14 protein-coding genes and 1 tRNA gene are annotated in these 16,239 nt (G+C 61.6%); 8 read left to right on the top strand and 7 right to left on the bottom strand.

What is annotated here, in order from left to right; translation table 11 throughout:
• Nucleotides 1–43: 43 nt before the first annotated feature.
• The 6 genes from atpC to CRI93_RS11940 all read left to right on the top strand — a co-directional run bounded on the left by atpC (nucleotide 44) and on the right by CRI93_RS11940 (nucleotide 5,754).
• On the top strand, nucleotides 44–478 hold the full coding sequence (gene atpC / locus CRI93_RS11965) for an ATP synthase F1 subunit epsilon (protein ID WP_098062874.1): 435 nt from the start codon (nucleotides 44–46) through the stop codon (nucleotides 476–478).
• Nucleotides 479–680: 202 nt separating this feature from the next.
• On the top strand, nucleotides 681–1,850 hold the full coding sequence (locus tag CRI93_RS11960) for an alanine racemase (RefSeq protein WP_098062873.1): 1,170 nt from the start codon (nucleotides 681–683) through the stop codon (nucleotides 1,848–1,850).
• Between the two features lie 198 nt (nucleotides 1,851–2,048).
• A complete protein-coding gene (locus tag CRI93_RS11955) occupies nucleotides 2,049–3,707 on the top strand; it encodes a CCA tRNA nucleotidyltransferase (RefSeq protein ID WP_098062872.1) in 1,659 nt (552 codons plus the stop codon).
• 10 nt (nucleotides 3,708–3,717) lie between these two features.
• Nucleotides 3,718–4,278 carry a hypothetical protein gene (locus CRI93_RS15405; protein WP_098062871.1) on the top strand — a complete coding sequence of 187 codons (561 nt, stop codon included), beginning with the start codon at nucleotides 3,718–3,720 and terminating at the stop codon, nucleotides 4,276–4,278.
• Nucleotides 4,279–4,340: 62 nt separating this feature from the next.
• Nucleotides 4,341–4,832 (top strand): DUF4174 domain-containing protein, encoded by a 492-nt coding sequence (locus CRI93_RS11945; protein ID WP_176521846.1) that lies wholly within the window; start codon nucleotides 4,341–4,343, stop codon nucleotides 4,830–4,832.
• Nucleotides 4,833–5,160: 328 nt separating this feature from the next.
• The gene (locus tag CRI93_RS11940) at nucleotides 5,161–5,754 is read left to right on the top strand and encodes a hypothetical protein (protein WP_141491693.1); all 594 of its coding nucleotides are present in this window, start codon (nucleotides 5,161–5,163) and stop codon (nucleotides 5,752–5,754) included.
• Between the two features lie 169 nt (nucleotides 5,755–5,923).
• On the opposite strand, the gene CRI93_RS11935 is transcribed toward CRI93_RS11940, so the two are convergent.
• The 3 genes from CRI93_RS11935 to CRI93_RS11925 all read right to left on the bottom strand — a co-directional run bounded on the left by CRI93_RS11935 (nucleotide 5,924) and on the right by CRI93_RS11925 (nucleotide 9,691).
• A complete protein-coding gene (locus CRI93_RS11935; protein ID WP_098062868.1) occupies nucleotides 5,924–6,292 on the bottom strand; it encodes a hypothetical protein in 369 nt (122 codons plus the stop codon).
• Nucleotides 6,293–6,378: 86 nt separating this feature from the next.
• The gene (gene hrpB, locus CRI93_RS11930; protein ID WP_098062867.1) at nucleotides 6,379–8,892 is read right to left on the bottom strand and encodes an ATP-dependent helicase HrpB; all 2,514 of its coding nucleotides are present in this window, start codon (nucleotides 8,890–8,892) and stop codon (nucleotides 6,379–6,381) included.
• 166 nt (nucleotides 8,893–9,058) lie between these two features.
• Complete coding sequence (locus tag CRI93_RS11925; RefSeq protein ID WP_098062866.1) at nucleotides 9,059–9,691, bottom strand: outer membrane beta-barrel protein; 633 nt, start codon at nucleotides 9,689–9,691, stop codon at nucleotides 9,059–9,061.
• 418 nt (nucleotides 9,692–10,109) lie between these two features.
• Between CRI93_RS11925 and CRI93_RS11920 the strand changes: the two genes are divergently transcribed.
• Nucleotides 10,110–12,185: a DUF3857 domain-containing protein gene (locus tag CRI93_RS11920; RefSeq protein ID WP_098062865.1), complete on the top strand. Its 2,076-nt coding sequence runs from the start codon at nucleotides 10,110–10,112 to the stop codon at nucleotides 12,183–12,185.
• A gap of 47 nt (nucleotides 12,186–12,232) precedes the next feature.
• Nucleotides 12,233–14,257, top strand: coding sequence for a DUF3857 domain-containing protein (locus tag CRI93_RS11915; RefSeq protein ID WP_098062864.1), 2,025 nt, complete (start codon nucleotides 12,233–12,235; stop codon nucleotides 14,255–14,257).
• A gap of 150 nt (nucleotides 14,258–14,407) precedes the next feature.
• Here the strand turns inward: CRI93_RS11915 and CRI93_RS11910 are convergent.
• The 4 genes from CRI93_RS11910 to CRI93_RS11900 form a co-directional block, all read right to left on the bottom strand.
• Nucleotides 14,408–14,481, bottom strand: a tRNA-Val gene (locus tag CRI93_RS11910).
• Between the two features lie 112 nt (nucleotides 14,482–14,593).
• Complete coding sequence (locus CRI93_RS11905; protein WP_098062863.1) at nucleotides 14,594–15,094, bottom strand: hypothetical protein; 501 nt, start codon at nucleotides 15,092–15,094, stop codon at nucleotides 14,594–14,596.
• Nucleotides 15,076–15,225: a hypothetical protein gene (locus CRI93_RS15400; RefSeq protein ID WP_176521845.1), complete on the bottom strand. Its 150-nt coding sequence runs from the start codon at nucleotides 15,223–15,225 to the stop codon at nucleotides 15,076–15,078. Before CRI93_RS15400 ends, CRI93_RS11905 begins: the two co-directional genes overlap by 19 nt.
• Nucleotides 15,226–15,696: 471 nt before the next feature.
• Nucleotides 15,697–16,137 carry a PAS domain-containing protein gene (locus CRI93_RS11900; RefSeq protein ID WP_176521844.1) on the bottom strand — a complete coding sequence of 147 codons (441 nt, stop codon included), beginning with the start codon at nucleotides 16,135–16,137 and terminating at the stop codon, nucleotides 15,697–15,699.
• Nucleotides 16,138–16,239 lie beyond the last annotated feature (102 nt).

The following is a 16,239-nucleotide window of genomic DNA, read 5'->3' as shown; positions in this document are numbered from 1 at the left end:
AATGCTGCACGCCGGCGCCGCGCTGCCCTAACCCTTTGTGCTCATGGCTACCCAGCTCAGCGTTGACATTGTAACCCCTGACGGACGCGCCTTCGAAGGCCATGCCCGTGGCGTACAGGCCCCCGGCATCGAAGGCTCGTTCGAGGTGCTGCGCAACCACGCGCCCATGATTGCCGCGTTTGACGTCGGTAAGATTGTCGTGAAGACGCAGGATGCGTATGAGGACCTCACCGCCCGCGATGGACACATTGACTTTGCAACCAGCGGCGGCTTCTTGGAGGTCCTCGACAACCGCGTTATTGTACTCGCGGAAACCGCCGAGCCGTCGTCGGCCATCGACACCGAGCGGGCCCAGAAAGCCGAACAGCGCGCTCTGCAACGCCTCGATGCCAGCGCCTCACCCGAGGAGCGCAAAGAGGCAAAGAAGGCGCTCGACCGCGCTCGCAACCGCCTGCGCGTGTCTATGGGGGGCGTGTAACGCCTTGCTCCATCGGCGTGCCCCGTGCAGCAGCACCGCAACACATGCAACGCCCATCTCGCTTCTGCCGAGGTGGGCGTTTTTCGTGGATGCCTGACAGACTGCATATTGGGTAGAGACGTGCCACTGGCGCGTCTCTACCCCTACAACAACCATCTCAACGCCCGATCCTCTGCCGATTTCCCACACGTCCCGCCTTCCCATGCTGATCGACGACCTGCCCACGCCCGCCCTTCTGGTGGATACGACACGCCTCACGGCGAACATCGACCGGATGCAGACGAAAGCCGATGCCCAAGACGTTAACCTGCGTCCGCACGCCAAAACGCACAAATCGCCCGACATTGCTACGCTACAGCGCGAGGCCGGCGCCGTGGGACTCACCGTGGCCACGCTCGACGAAGCGGAGCAGTTTGCAGAGGCGGGCTTTACGGATCTCACGATTGCCTATCCGATGGTGGGCGCGGTTGCGAACGAGCGCATTCGGGCCCTGCGCGAGCACGCCTCGGTGCGCTTCTGTGTGGATACGGAGGCTGGCATCGCGCAGGCGGCCCACGCCTACTCCGCTGACGATCCCGTAGACGTGCTGCTCGAAATCGACACCGGGCATGGGCGCTGTGGCATCCGGTATGACAGCGATGCGATTGCTCACCGCGCGCAACAGATTCTCGACGCTGATTCACTGCGTCTGGCGGGTGTGCTGACCCACGCGGGGCAGAGCTATGCCGGCCCAGATGCATCCGAAACGCCGGAGGAGGCACTGCGCCGTGTGTCCCACCAGGAAACCCATCGGATTCTGGAGGCCGCCGCGCGTATCTACAGCGAGACCGCGCCGCCCATCTCGAAAGACGACTTTACGGTGAGCATTGGCTCCACGCCGTCGATGCGTTACTTCGAGAACACCGAGAACGAGGGCCTACGCATCACCGAGATTCGTCCGGGCAACTACGTGTTTTACGACGCGATGCAGCACACCTTGGGCGTGTGTCCGCTCGACCATTGCGCGCTGACGGCGTACACGCAGGTGGTGAGTCGGCACCGTATGCCGAATGGCACCGAGCGGGTGTTTGTGGATGCGGGGAAGAAGGTGGTTACGACCGACACGGGCGCGCAGACGTCGGGGTTTGGGATTGCGCTCTACAATGCGGCGTTTATGCGCGAGCACCCGCACGTGCAGATCACAAATCTCTCGGAAGAGCATGGCTGGATGCAGGTGCCGGGCGGCGCGACGATGGGCGTGGGCGATCGTCTGCGCATTGTGCCCAACCATGCGTGTGTGACCGTGGCCACCCAGCCCGTGCTCTACGCTGTAGACCGCGACGAGGTGGTGGATACGTGGCCGGTGCTGCAGCGCCAGGTGCATCAGCCGTAACCCGTAGAGACACGCCAGTGGCGCGTCTCTACGAGGTGCGTGTATCCCGGACGGTCTCTCTCGCCAGGGACGTTCCAGTCCCCGGCTACCGACCTGCTTCTACCGTCAGCGAACCCTGTGCACCGAACGTTTTCGGGCGCAACACGTGCGCGTATGCTGTGCACTGACCATTTGTACTGACCCGCTGCCCACCGCCCCATGTCCACCGAACTGCGCGCTGCTCTCCGCGACCGTCCGTACGCCGACCTGCTGAAACGCATCGGCGAGGTCGCGGCTCAGGAAGACATCGAAGCCTACGCCGTGGGTGGGCTGGTGCGCGACCTGCTGATTGGCCGTCCCACGACCGACCTCGACTTCGTGACGGTGGGCACAGGCACCGGCATTGCCCTGGCAGAGGCCGTTGCCGACGACCTGGGCGGCACGACCGCGCACATCTACCCCAACTTTGGCACCGCTGCCATTCGCCTACCTACCCCGTGGGCACCGGGCGTGGACGAAGACGCTGACCCGCTCGTGCTGGAGTTCGTGGCTGCCCGCAAGGAGAGCTACCGCCGTTCCTCGCGCAAGCCCATCGTGGAAGACGGCACGCTCGAAGACGACCAGCACCGGCGCGACTTCACCATCAACGCGATGGCCATGCACCTGCATCCAGAGCGCTTTGGGCAGCTCATCGACCCGTTCAACGGACAGCGCGACCTGGATCGTCAGACCATCGACACCCCGCTCGATCCGGTGGAGACGTTCGACGACGATCCGCTCCGCATGATACGCGCAGCCCGTTTTGCCACGCAACTGGAGTTTCGCGTGTCCGACCGCGTGTTCGAGGCCATGACCGACCGCGCCGACCGCGTGGAGATCCTGAGTCAGGAGCGCATCACCGAGGAGCTCAACAAGATGATCGTGGCCGACCAGCCGTCCATCGGCTTCAAGATGATGGAGGCGAGCAGCATCCTGGCGCACATTCTGCCCCTGGTGCAGCGCCTGAAGGGCATTGAGGAGCGCGACGGGCGCGGCCATAAGGACAACTTCTACCACACGCTCAAAGTGCTCGACAACCTGGCCGAGCGCACCGCCCACCGCGACGCCGACGCCACCCGCTGGCTGCGCTGGGTCGCGCTCTTTCACGACATCGCCAAGCCCGACACCAAACGCTACTCGAAGCACGACGGCTGGACGTTCCACGGCCACGAGGATCGCGGGGCCCGCATGATTCCGGACATCTTCCGCCGCCTCAAGCTGCCCATGGACGAGCGCATGCAGTACGTGCAGAAGATCATCCGCCTGCACCACCGCCCCATCGCGCTGGTCGACGACGACGTCACCGACTCCGCCGTGCGCCGCCTGCTCTACGAGGCGGGCGACGACGTCGACGACCTGATGACCTTCGTACGTAGCGATGTGACCTCGGGCAACCCGCACCGCCGGCGGCGCTACCTGAAGGCGTTCGACCGCGTGGAAAAGAAGATGGCCGAAGTCGAAGAGAAAGACCGCCTGCGCAACTTCGAACCGCCCGTCGATGGCTACGAGATCATGGAGACGCTCGGCATCGACGAGGGCGTGGCCGTCGGCATCGCCAAAACGTGGATTCGCGAGGCGATCTTAGATGGCGACATCCCCAACGAGCACGACCCCGCCTTCGAGTACCTGATGCAGATCAAAGACGAAGCCCTCCGCCGTGGCGAACTCTTCGAGACGATGCTGCACCGCCTGAGCGGACCCGAACGCCGCGCTACCGGTGCCATCAAAGACGCCGTGTTCAACGACGACCTGCCCGACGACGAAGACGCGGCCCTTGCGCATCTCGACCGCGTAAAACGCGACACGCTGGCCCCCGCCGAACCCGCCTCGTCCGACTGACCCTGCCGCCATGCCCGACTCCAACACGTCCCTCTCCAACGCCGACGCCTCCACCAAAGTCGCCACGCTGGCGCGGCTGGCTTCGTGGCTCGTGCGTGGCGTGGGCGCGTTCGCCATCGTCTCGCTTTTGGCCGGGCTTGGCACCTGGTGGGCGCTCTTCGGCGGATGGCCCACGTACGGCTTCGCCCAGCTCCTTGCGGTCGGGCTTGCCGGACTCCTGCTTCTGCCCGCCGGGGTGCTGGCGCTCTTCTACCAGGGCCTACGCGACTTGATGAAACTGCCCGAACGCCTGCGCGACCAGCTCGACGTCGACAAAACCGCCGCCACCCAGGCCGCCCGCGCCGTGCGTCCCGGCCCCAAGCAAGGCAGTCGGCTGCGACGCTTCGTGAAGGGCCTCTGGGCGCTACGAACCGCCGTCATGGACAGCAAGGGCCTGCTCCTGCGCTACGGCGCCATGATCCGCTTCATCACCCCGTGGTCCCTCCTCGCCGTGCTCGCCGCCACCGGCGCCACGTTCGTGCTTAGCGCCGTGGCTGTTGTTGGAGGGATAATCAGGTTGCTGCTCGGATGAGCACCGCTCCGTTCTGGTGCCCCACCGTTGCATCGCTTCGTTCCCGCTGTCTCGTTTGTGCCATGTCCCTGCCTGCCCGCTTTCGGAGCCTCAGTTTCGGAATCATCCTGCTGATTGCCGCCTCTCTGCCCGCATCAGCCACCTCCCCCGCCATGCCCGACACCACCACGTTCGACCTCGCCGACCACCGGTGGACGCATCGTCCGCTTCTCATCTTTGCCCCGAGCGATACCAGCGCCTCCCTCACCGCACAGCGCGAACGTCTCGACCGCGAGATTGACGGCGTGCGCGAGCGCGACATGATTGTGGTTACGCTCCTCGCCCACGGCCCCAGCACGTATGAAGGCACGCCGCTCGACGCCGACACAGCCGCACGCCTGCGTGCCCGATTCGACATCGCCCCCGACGCCTTTCGCGTGCTGCTCATCGGCAAAGACGGCACCGAGAAACGCCGCTACGACGAGGTGACCGCCCCAGAAACGATCTTCCAGGCCATCGACGCCATGCCCATGCGCCAGCGCGAAATGCGCCGAGACAGCACCGACGCGGAGTAGCACAGCACGCTGAGCGTACACGCCGCGCTCTCGCTTATCTGGAAGCACAGTCCCCTTCCGTTCAGCGGTCATAGCATCCAGATCGTCCACGACGGTGCGCCAATGCCTGTGCTTTTTTCTCTCCAAACGTGCACCGTACACAGCACCGTAATGCGGTACACGGCCGTGGTGTTACCATAGTATTATCGCAGTGTTATGTCTGTCCCCTATACACTGCTTGTCCCGCATGTCCTCTCTTCGCTTACTTCTGTACGTCGCACTTTCCGCAGGGCTGATACTGCTCTTCGTCTTGGGGGCTCACGTTGCCTGGCAGATTCCCTTTGGCGTCATGACGCGCGATGTATTCGCCATCGCCGCGTTGCATCCATTTACAAGTATCCTGTCGAATCTCGGCATCTTGCTGTGGATGGCCACCGCCTCAATCTGTGCATTTGCAGCACTGTGCTGCTGGCACCGGCACAAGCACCGCGCAGCTCGTTTTTTCGGATGTTCAGCACTGCTCTCGGGCTACCTGTTGGTCGACGACTTCTTTATGATGCACGAGCACCTCTTGCCCGATCTGGGCGTGCCTGAGAAAGGCGTGTACGCGCTCTTAGGCGGTGCCGTCCTCATCTATCTGTGGCACTTTCGCGGCATCATTGTGCGTCACCGTCCGCTGGCATTCGCTGTTGCCCTTGGCCTGCTCGCGACCTCGGTTGGCCTGGACTCAATTTCGGATCCCTACCTGTACCGATACGGCGACTGGCACTTCATCATGGAGAACGCGCCGAAGTGGATGGGCATTGCCACCTGGTGCAGCTACTACGTGGCGGCGGCCTATGACTATGTAGCCCCTGCTCCATCTATCCCGCCAATGACCCCTGCCGACGGCGCTCCCCCTGTCGCCTTCCCACACAAACCTGCCGAGGTCGACATGGCTTAATGGAGACACTGATAACGACCGTTCCTCCGCGTTCCTGGCGCGAACGGTGCCGAAAGCGTTCGGCACAAGTTACTCCGTTCGCCCACCACCGGACCGCACGCCGATCACGGTACCAACCAGCACGTATCCGCTTTGAGGACAGATTGCAAAAGAGATTTCTCCCTGAAGGTCAAACTGAAGTCCGCTCAGCACCAAAAAGCCAGCGCCACCCCCAACGCAGCCCCGCAAAAACCGCATAGCAGATCAGGTAGGCCGTCAGGCCCCAGAGCAAGCTATTTAATCCCCCCGCAATCAAGAAAAGAAGGGTGGATGAGGAATTGAGGTCAATCAGAGGTGCCCCTAAAGGCTGAAGGAGAATGTTCTCTAACTCGTACAGCCTGGCTTCTACTGCTGGATCTGGATTTTCATGCTGAAGCGCGATGAAACCGCCTACGGCAATGGTTGCCGCAAAGTGGACCCCACTAAATAGAAACACGATAGCCCCCTGCACCATGCGACGAGGCGCGAGCATCGCATTGCCCCATGCTCTGATGTCCATAGCTGATTATTTCTTTTGAAGCTTCCTCGTATGTGTACATTGGTTACGCCGGTGATAGCACCACGTCAATACCCTTCTACTACAGCCTACCGCGGGCGCACCCGGTGCGTGGCCGTGGCCGTGAGCGGGTCGTCGGGCCAGTAGTGCTTGGGGTAGCGGCCCTTCATCTCTTTCTTGACCTCAAAGTACGTCTCGTCCCAGAAGTGCGCCAGGTCTTGCGTAATCTGCACTGGACGCTGGGCGGGCGAGAGCAGGTGGAGCGTCAGCGGCACCGTGCCACCGGCAATGCGCGGGGTATCCGTGGCGCCGAACATCTCTTGCAGGCGCACCTTCAGCGCCGGAGCCTCGGGCTCGCTGTAGTCGATGGGGCGGTTTTGGCCGCTCGGCACGGTGAGGTGCGTGGGCGCAAGGTCGTCAAGCTGGTCGCGCTGGTCCCACGACAGACGCTGCTTCAGGAGTTCTGGAAGGTTCAATCCACGCAAGTCGCTCACCCGGCGCATCCCGTACAAATGCGGAGCCAGCCAGTCATCGAGGGTGCTCATTAGGTGGGAGGCGGAGGCATCGGGCCAGTCGTCGAGGTGCTCGTGCAGAAAGACGAGTCGCTGCTGCAGTCGACGGGCGTTTTTGCTCCACGGCAGCAGCTCCAACTCGGTGGCGCGGAGGCCCTCAAGGAGCGCGGCGGCGGTGGCCTCGGGATCAGGATTAGCGAGCGGGCCGTCTTTCAGGCGTAGCGCTCCCAGCCGCTCTTGCGTACGGGCCCGGATGCGCTCATTGTCGGCATCCCACGCCACGATGGTGTGATTGGTGATCACATCGTCGAAGAAGGTGGCCAGGTCGTCTCCCGAGATCGGCGCAGCCAGCCGGATCTGCGCCTCGCGGTCGCGTCCGGCCACGTGGGCGCACGCCAGGTAGTCGGCTTTCGAGAGCAGTTGCGGACGATCGAGCGCGGCGGCCTGTCCATTGGCCAGCAGGAAGCGCTCATCGGAATTGGAGCGGCGCTTGGCGATGCGGTCGGGATACGCAAACGCGGTGAGGAGACCACACGCGCTGGCATCGCTACGGGCGTTGCGCGACACGCCCAGATTCCGCCGCCAGTGCCCGGCCATCTTCTGCACGCGGCGCAGCGTGCCCCGCGCAATGCGGCTGCCCCGGAGCGCATTCGGGGTTGGGGAATCGCCATCGCGGGCGCGCTGCAGGGCGTCGAGACGAAGGCGCAAGTCCGCATCGGGGGCTTCGCCCTGTCCACGGAAGATGTCGCGCTCGCTCAACAGCGCTGCCAGATCGCATCCCACCGCTGCATACCCCAGGTCTTGCGCCTGCACCAGCAGATGCGCCAGTCGCGGATGCACGCCCAGACCCGCCATCTCGCGTCCATGCGGGGTGATGGTGCCGTCGTCGTGGAGGGCCCCGAGCTGCGCGAGCAGATCCTGCGCCTGCTGAAACGGCCCCGTAGGCGGCGGCGAGAGCCAGCGCAGGTCGTCCGGGTCGGCGGTGCCCCAGGCGGCCAGCTCCAGCGCCAGCGGTGCCAGGTCGGCCTGCTCGATCTCGGGCGGGGTGTGGTCAGTGCGATTCATGTGCGTGTGGCGCGTCCACAGCCGGTGGCACACGCCCGGCGCGGTGCGTCCGGCGCGCCCAGCCCGCTGATCCGCCGACGCCTGCGAGATGGGCACCGTCTTAAGCTGCGTCATCCCGCTCTGCGGGTCGAACTGCGGCGTGCGGCGTTTGCCGCTGTCGATCACCACACGTACCCCGTCGATGGTCAGGCTGGTTTCGGCGATAGGCGTGCTGAGCACAATCTTCCGCTCATTCGCCTCGCTTGGCGCGATGGCGCGGTCTTGCTTGTGATGCGGCAGATTTCCGAAGAGCGGATAGACGTTCACCCCAGCGGGGACCTTCGCCTCCACCTGCCGCTGTACGCGCTTAATGGAGGCCGCACCCGGCAGAAAGACGAGCACATCGCCCTCGGTGTTGGGCAGCACCTCCATGATTTTGCGGGATACGTGGGGTTCGATGTAGCCATCGGGGCGGCGATCGGCGTAGTGAATGTCGACCGGATACGTGCGCCCTTCGCTGGCGATGCGCGGCGCATCCCCCAGAAGCTGGGCGACAGGCCCTACATCAAGCGTGGCGGACATCACGAGCAGCCGCAGATCGGGGCGAAGCGACTCGTGGACGTCGAGGGCGAGGGCGAGTCCGAGATCGGCCTGCAGGCTGCGCTCGTGAAACTCGTCGAAGATGACCGCGCCGATGCCGTCCAGGAACGGGTCGTCCTGAATCATGCGCGTGAGCACCCCTTCGGTGACGACCTCGACGCGGGTCTGGCGGCTGACCTGCGTATCCATACGCACGCGGTAGCCGATGGTCTGGCCCACGGATTCGCCGCGTTCCTGTGCCATCCGGCGGGCCGCAGCACGGGCCGCCAGGCGACGCGGCTCCAGCATAAGGATGCGCTCCTCGCCCAGCCAGTTGGCCTGGAGCAGGGCAGGCGGCACGCGGGTCGTTTTGCCCGCACCGGTGGGCGCTTCGAGCACCGCGCGAGGCGTATCGCGCAACGAAGCACGCAGCTCCGGCAGCACATCGTCGATGGGGAGGGGCGTCATGCGGAAGCAGTAGCCGGTTCAGTAGGATACGCGGGCTACATGAACGGGGCACGAGTGGCTTTTGTTGGTAGAAAATGTGCTCATTCGAATGCCCTAAATACACAAAATGCCTCACCTGGCGACGGGCCAGATGAGGCATTCGTTGGTGTGTAGCTCGCGCTACGTATTAGAAATATACAGACACGCCAAACAGGACAGGACGATCGCCGACATTCCACTCGGTGTCTGTCGCATCAAGAATGGTGGTGCCATTTCGTTCGATTTCGCGACTCTCGTGCGTGTATATTGCCTGGACTCCATACTCTGCACTGATGCCGATAGCCGAATGCACCATCCACTCGACGCCAAAAACGCCTACAAGTCCGCCACCATATGAACGATTGGTGCCTTCCTGAGTGCCAGCGCTGACCTGCCTCTCATCGCGAGTACGTCGCATTAGAAAGGTGGGCCCGCCTCCTGCGTATGGACGAATCGCCGATTCCCGATCTGAGGTGTACAGGTACTGAGCGTCGATCTGAAATTGTTGCCGTGCCTCGTCATCGCTATCGGGCCCGTCAGCAATGGCGTCCTCATTGATCTCGCGGGATCTCGATGTTACGTCGAAGCTCGTTCCCAGCCGTAGAGCCCGCTGATCTGTAATCTGGTGCTTTACAGAGAGCACGCTGCCCTGAAACGAGCCGAGCGTAAAGTTGTCATTCACTTGAAACTGAAGCGCCCAGTCTCCGGGAGATGGGGCTTCGTTTTCAGATTGGGCTTGAGTGAGAGGCGGAAGAACGGCTGTTGCAACGATAAGCGCCATTCCGATAAGCAGCGTTGGGATCATCCGTGCGGATGAAATGGGTTGTATCGTACGGGCTGCTGATATATGCATAGAACATAGGGAGACGAGTGCAAGATACATTCGAAAGCGCTGTAGACAGGCACACAAGTCCTGGAGCCAACTTGGTTTGGATCTACCAAAAATCGTCCAGAAAAGGATGTTTAGGATTTTTGTGTGCCTCAATAACACTTATTGATTAGCGCCGCGATCAACACCCAAGTCGTAACACAGTGCTATTGGGTCCACATATCAGCGATTTGCGAGCTAAGCCCCTACTCCATATAATGAAATGAAGTGTCATATCCAATTGCGCGCATTTTTAGTGGTGCGCCGTTTCTGGTTGGCCGTCGCTTCCCGTCTACTTTTTCTGTTATCTGCATAGCGTTACGCTCTTCTCATGTATCGTTCGGTACGCCCTGCTCTCACCGCTCTTCTCTTCTTTTTGGCCCTCCACGCCGCTCCGGCCTCTGCCCAACCGATCGACGTGCCGGATGAACCCGCCGAGTGGGGCGAGGTCTCGATGAACGAACTGGAAATGGACCACTACCCCGCCGACTCGAACGCCACGGCCGTCGTTTTATCCGACTACGGGGAAACCTCGTTTCGGCCCAACGGACGCCTTTCGTTTGAGCGCCACCGTCGCATCAAGATATTGAGCGAGGAGGCGTACGACGACTGGGGCACCGTCGAGATTACCTACTACGACGAAGACGACACCGAGCATGTCGACAACATTGAAGCGCATACGGTGGTGCTGAATTCCAACGGCGAGCAGGAGACGTACGAGCTTGACGAGGACGAAATCTTCGAGGAAGACATTGACGGCACACATCAGCGCATTACGTTTACGCTGCCGAATCTGCAACCGGGCGCGGTGATCGAGTACGCTTATCGCATCCGTTCGTACCAGCCCCATTTCTTGCGGTCGTGGACCTTTCAGACCACCGAGCCGACGCTCTACAGCGAGTACAAGACGCGCATTCCCGAGGTCTTTCAGTATGCGATTCTGTCGCAGGGCAGCCAGCCCTACGATGTGCAAGAGCGCGACGAAACCAACTTCAGCCCGCGCCTTCGGGGGACTGACTATCGGTGGGTGATGAAAGAGGTGCCTGCCCTGCGTGCCGAGCCGTACATGACGACGCTGGAAAACCACCGCGCAAAGATCCGCTTCCAACTGCAATCGGTCAACCCGCCGAAACGCCGCTCTACGTCGGTGATGGGCTCGTGGGAAGAGCTCACTGAAGACCTCCTTGACCATGACAAACTCGGCGACCAGGTCGGCGACCATCGTGCGGTGCGCAACGAAGCCCGCGATGTCATCGACGGTATTGAGGCCCCCGACGAGCAGCTACGGGCGCTGTACGACCATGTGGTGCGCGCTATGAGCTGGGACAACAATTCTACCATCTACGCCCAGAGCGATCTCGACGATGTGCTCGAACGCGGCAGTGGGTCCAGCGCCGAGATCAACCTGCTGCTGGCCTCCATGCTGCAGGAGGCCGATGTTGCTATGGCTGCCCCCGTGCTCATCAGTACGCGTAGCCACGGCAAAACCATGCCGATGTATCCGTTCCTTTCGCAATTCAACGACCTGCTTGTTGCGGTATCGCTGGGCGAGGAGACCCTGCTGCTGGATGCAACCGATCCACACCGCCCCATGGGTATGCTGCCGCTGCGAGCCCTCAACGACAATGGCTACCTGCTGCACGAAGACAACGCACAGTGGATTCAGATTCCGCGTACCACAACGCGTCAACACACGTTCTTTGCGCAAGGCACGCTGCATCTCGACGGCACCATCGACGCAACCGTACGCGCCACCTACGACGGATCCAGCATCACTACACACCGCAGCGAATACGCAGAAGCCGATGACGACATCTCGTTCGTGAAAGATACCGTCTTCGACCGCTACGACCGCGCCGAAATTACCGAATCCAGCATCGAGATTCCCGAGCGTCGCAGCGAAGCTGTTGTCGTCGATGCCGGGGTCACGCTGCCCGCGTATGCCCGTACCGCAGCTGACTTCATCTACCTGAACCCAACGCTGCTGGGTCGGTGGGGCGAAAATCCATTTCAGATCGAAGAGCGCACGTATCCCGTCGACTTTGGATACCCAATGCAGGTTCAGCAGGTGCTCTCACTTCAATTGCCCGAAGAGTACGCGATAGCGGAAAAACCCGAAAACGCGCAGGTCCAGTTTATGGATAACGGCGGCGGGTACACGCGTCTCATTCAAGCGCAAGGCAGCCGCCTTACGGTGCGCCAGGTGTTCATGCTACGCCAGCCAGTCATAGGCCCCGCCAACTACGAAGCGCTCCGCGACTTCTTTACGCATATTGTGGAGATGGAGAGCCAGCCGCTCGTGCTGCGCAAAGTGGCCAACGCCGAGAGCGGCACCGATTCCTCCACCCCCAACTCCTCATCAGAGGAGACTTCAGAGTCAGCCCCAGAATCGGGTGCACGGCGGTAAGCCGCACGCTCTGTTCACTTCGCATTGCTCACGCCGCCCCACTTCGCATGTATCCATCTCGCCTCCAATGGGCCAGTATCAGTATTTTCTTGGGGATGCTCCTGGCACTGCCCGTTTCTGGGCAAGACCTCAGCCCCTTGTCGTCTGACTTTGCTCCGGCGTCTCTGGCACTACGCCACGTGCCGCTGCCGCTCATGAACGACAGCCCCGATGCGGTTGTACGCCGCGACCTGACGCATATCAAGGCGCACGAGGTCGGATCCGTCTCGCAGCATGTACGCCGTGCCGTCACGGTCTTCTCAAGGCAAGGGCGCGAGTCATTTGGTACGCTGCGCCTCACCCACGACACATTCCGCTCAATCGAAGACCTGGAGGGCTGGATTGTAGATGCCGAGGGCACCGTCGTATCCGAACTCGACGACGATGACATCCGCGACTATCCGGCGAACGACGGGTTTTCGCTCTACCGCGACCTGCGCGTGAAGCGGGCCGAGCTGCATCACAACACGTACCCGTATACCGTTGTCTTCGAGTACACCCTGCGCCGCAATGGCCACCTGGGCTGGCCCACCTGGCGTCCGCACCACCCTACCGCCCCCGTAGAGCAAGCGGCGTATATCATAGACACGCCTGCTGATATGGAGGTGCGCTACGACCTGCGCCGTGGGGCCTCTGAACCCGACCTGCGCCGTGGGGCCTCTGAACCCGACCTGCGCCGTGGGGCCTCTGAACCCGACCTGCGCCGCGTGAACGACCGTCGCCTACGCACGTGGACGGTGCAAAACGCCCGCGCCTGGGAGGCCGAGCCGCACGGTCCGCCATGGTACGCGCAAGCGCCCGCTGTGCACGTAGTGCCGCGTCAGTTTGCTATTGGGGATACGCAGGGCACGTTTGCTACGTGGAAGGCCTTCGGCAACTGGTACCACTCGCTCACGCAAGGACGACAGACCCTCTCCGATGCCGCGTCGGAGCAGGCCCACGCCGCTGTAGCCTCAGCGCGCACCCGGCGCGACTCGGTGCGCGCGCTCTACGAGCACATGCAATCGCACACCCGCTACGTGAGCGTGCAACTCGGACTCGGCGGCTGGCAGCCGTATCCCGCCGAATACGTGGAACGCACCGGCTACGGCGACTGCAAGGCGCTTTCCAACTACATGCAAGCATTACTTGAAGAGGTAGGCATTGCCTCGTCTCCCGTTCTCATTCGGTCAAGCTCTTACGCACCGCCGCTACACGCCGACTTCCCCGAGAACCGGTTTAACCACATGATTCTGGCGGTGCCTACCGCCCAGGATACGCTGTGGCTGGAGACCACCAGCCAGCTTCTTCCATTTGGTCATGTGCACCGCGGCATTGCCGACCGTAAGGCGCTTTTGGTCCGCAAAGACAACAGCCGCCTCGTTGACGTGCCCGCCCCCACAGCCGCTCAGAATCAGCGCATCCGCCGTGCAACAGTTGACCTGGACCCGTCGGGCAACGCCACAGCTTCGATCACCACCACGTACACCGGCGTGCTACACGACGGGCCGCGCCACCAGTTAGCCCGCGCCTCTGACCGCGCCCGCCGGGCGTGGATGCGCGATCAGCTTCGCTTTAGCACGTTCAACATCACGCAGGCCGACTTCTCAGCGGTGAATCCGCCCACCCCCAAGATTGAGATTCCGGTGTCAGTCGAGCTACCCCGGTATGCCACGACCACGGCCTCGCGCCTCTTTTTGGATATCGGGCTTGCTCAATCCCTTCCTGCTGTACCTGCAGCGTCCGATGAACCGCGCACGCAGCCCGTGCACCCCTTCACGCCACCTGGCGTCTATGCCGACTCGGTTACGTACACACTACCAGCAGGATACACTGTGGAGGCGCTTCCCGAAGGCACCATGCTCGAAACCCCTTTTGCTACATACAACGTTTCTATTCGCCACAACGCTGACGAACGGCAGATTGCCTACCGACGACGGTTTGAGCTCACAGATGCCCCCCTATCGCCTGAGATGTATGACAGATATCGCACGCTTCTTGACGTGATGCGGCGCACCAATGGAACCCAGCAGGCCGTATTGGTGCGCGAATAGGTAGGTAGTGGATAGTGGACGGAACTCTCCACCACGCAGGGAAGCAAAACCCTGACGCTGCACACAGAATGCGCACCTACTTTGTTGCACCTCTATGGTACCTCAAACAAAAAAGCCCCTGCGAAAACAGGGGCTTATGCAAAAAATATGTGGGCCTTCCTGGATTTGAACCAGGGACCTCTCGCGTGTGAGGCGAGCGCTCTAAACCGCTGAGCTAAAGGCCCGTGTGTCGTTATGGGATGCGCTTAGACCACTGGGGGCTGATGTTGTGCCGTGCGCTGCATCAAGAAGAGGCGAAAGATAGAGCCAGCGCTTTCTTCCCATGCCGAGATCGTATCAACGCGAGGTGCGCATTAAGTTCAAGGCCGCGGGAGGCAGGTGCAGCGAGTCGACCGTCGATATGGGCCAGGCAGGGGCGGCCCTCGCATGCCGAGTCGAACGGCGTTCATTCTGGGCTCCCAATGGCAACAGGGGCGCAGGCATCGCCGGGCGGTCGGCGACCTGTACGTGCTCAACAGCCGCTGATTCGGCAGTCTCGCCCGGTGCTACAGGAGCTCCCACAACCGTTGCCCCAACGAGCACTCCTATCATGAGCGCAGTGAGCACCGACGCAACAAGCCCCGCCGAAAACTGCGGACGCTGCAAGAGCGCTTCACGAAGCGACAACTTCGAGCATAAAAGATCCGACTCAACCTGGTCGCACACATCGTCTTGAGCTCGCTTCGTGGCGGCAGCATCATTGGGGAAGCGACACTGACTAAGCAGGTTGCGCGTCTGCTGCAGCTCTTCGATGTGCGCCTTCAGTTCAGGATTTGCCTCTACGTACGAGGTAAACACCGCCTCCAGGCGGGGTCCATGGTGCCGTCAACGTACTCACAGAGCCACTCATCAATCCAGCCGTAAGGCGGGTCGCCGTCGCCCGGTGGCGGATCTTGGGCGCCATCCGAGAATGATGCGTTGGTACTCATATCGATACAGACATGGTGAACCTCGCCGCTATCTTGAGAACAGATTTGCCGCAGTATGATGCGGCAGGCATCCTTGCAAGGCATCTCTGATACACCCTCCTGGCAAGCATGCGGTCTGCAACACGTATGACCCGTTCCAATCTGTAGTTCCTCTCTGTCTCTGCTCCACGCACGGATTCACATACGCATGCCGCAACTGAGAGCCTGTTTTGATTTCTTATTTTGGGCTCCGAGCGGCTTCGCTGGGCTGCAAATTGCCCCTAATCTCGGCCCGTAGCCCCGGCTACGAACCTCGATTGGGGTCCAATTTTCGCCTCAGCGGCCCTCGCTCTCGCCGTCAAACCAAAACCCAAACAGGTTCTGAGAGCCCGTACCGCACGCAATCGGCGCGGTATCACCCCGTGCATTGATCATTTTGGTGAAGGATTAGACATGCCGCCTCCTACAAGCATATTTGCGTTGGCGGGCGAGTTACACCGAGCGCATACGCAGCACAACACACTGTTCGGGCGCTCGCAAGCGGTTCACCGCCTCAATCCGAAACCATCGCCATCGGCTCCCCCGTGTTTGTAACCGCACCAGCCATGATGCGCGACGCGTGTGCGCACTCACCATGTGAGCCAGGTCGCGCATCACCCGATGCATGTTCTGCCCGTGCACGTGCGTAAAGAAGTATGGCTCGATCTCATCATGCGCACGGTAGCCCAGCATGCGTCGTGCTGCCAGAGAAAGCGCCTGAATCGTACCCGTTTCGTCTACGGATATCACGGGCACAGGAAAATCATCAATTCCATTTTGGAAGCGCTTCCAAAATGAGTCTGAAAAAATAGGAGGCGCAGTATCCTCTTTTGCTGTAGAACGCGACGAGGGGCGCGAGGCCGGTGCCGATACAGGCGAAGCGTGCGTCGTCATGGGCTGTTGTAGCCTTGTTAGAAAAGACAAATGGGAAGCGTGCGTTACAAGACGCGGCATCACCCAGCAGGTTGCATAGCCCGATCAAAAGATCCGACTGAA

Origin of the sequence: Longimonas halophila (assembly GCF_002554705.1) — a bacterium.
Classification (GTDB): domain Bacteria; phylum Bacteroidota; class Rhodothermia; order Rhodothermales; family Salinibacteraceae; genus Longimonas; species Longimonas halophila.
The sequence above is the reverse complement of the archived record's forward strand: the minus strand, read 5'-3'. Positions and strand labels throughout refer to the sequence as shown.